We start from the raw sequence: 1,148 nt of genomic DNA on the forward strand, positions 1-1,148 counted from the left end.
CGGGCGGCCCGCTGCAGGGCCTGCTCGCGGGTGGCGCCGGTGACGATCAGCTTGGCCAGCAGCGAGTCCCAGGCCGGGCCGATCACGCTGCCGGACTCCACGCCCGCGTCCAGGCGCACGCCCGGGCCGGTGGGCGCGGTGAACGTGGTGACCGTGCCGGGGGCGGGCAGGAAGCCGCGGCCGGGGTCCTCGCCGTTGATGCGGAACTCGAAGGAGTGCCCGCGCAGCGGCGGGTCGTCGTAGCCGAGGGCCTCGCCGTCGGCGACGCGGAACATCTCGCGCACCAGGTCGATGCCGGCGACCTCCTCGGTGACCGGGTGCTCGACCTGGAGGCGGGTGTTGACCTCCAGGAAGGAGATCGTGCCGTCGAGGCCGACGAGGAACTCCACCGTGCCGGCGCCGACGTAGCCGGCCTCCTTCAGGATCGCCTTGGAGGAGGAGTACAGCTCCGCGACCTGCTCGTCGGAGAGGAACGGCGCGGGCGCCTCCTCGACGAGTTTCTGGTGGCGGCGCTGGAGCGAGCAGTCACGGGTGGAGACGACGACGACGTTGCCGTGGCTGTCGGCCAGGCACTGGGTCTCCACGTGGCGCGGCTTGTCGAGGTAGCGCTCCACGAAGCACTCGCCGCGGCCGAAGGCGGCGACGGCCTCGCGGACGGCCGACTCGTACAGCTCGGGGACCTCTTCCAGCGTCCGGGCCACCTTCAGACCGCGGCCGCCACCGCCGAACGCGGCCTTGATCGCGATCGGCAGCCCGTGCTCCTTGGCGAACGCGACGACCTCGTCGGCGCCGTTCACCGGGTCGGGGGTGCCCGCGACCAGGGGGGCGCCGGCGCGCTGGGCGATGTGCCGGGCGGCGACCTTGTCACCCAGGTCACGGATGGCCTGCGGCGGCGGGCCGATCCAGATCAGACCCGCGTCCAGGACCGCCTGGGCGAAGTCGGCGTTCTCCGAGAGGAAGCCGTAACCCGGATGGACGGCGTCCGCCCCCGACTCGCGGGCCGCGTTCAACACCTTGCCCATGTCCAGATAACTGCTCGCCGGGGTGTCACCGCCCAGGGCGAACGCCTCGTCCGCGGCACGCACGTGCAGAGCGTCCCGGTCCGGGTCGGCATACACGGCCACACTGGCGATACCGGCATCCCGGCA

General features: G+C 72.8%; 1 protein-coding gene. It reads right to left on the minus strand.

Annotated features, from left to right (window positions below; translation table 11 throughout):
* Window positions 1–1,148, minus strand: a 1,148-nt coding sequence (locus ABZ464_RS52085) for a biotin carboxylase N-terminal domain-containing protein (RefSeq protein WP_359290075.1), incomplete at both ends; no start/stop codon positions are given.

Origin of the sequence: Streptomyces sp. NPDC005820, from assembly GCF_040630255.1 — a bacterium.
Taxonomy (GTDB): domain Bacteria; phylum Actinomycetota; class Actinomycetes; order Streptomycetales; family Streptomycetaceae; genus Streptomyces.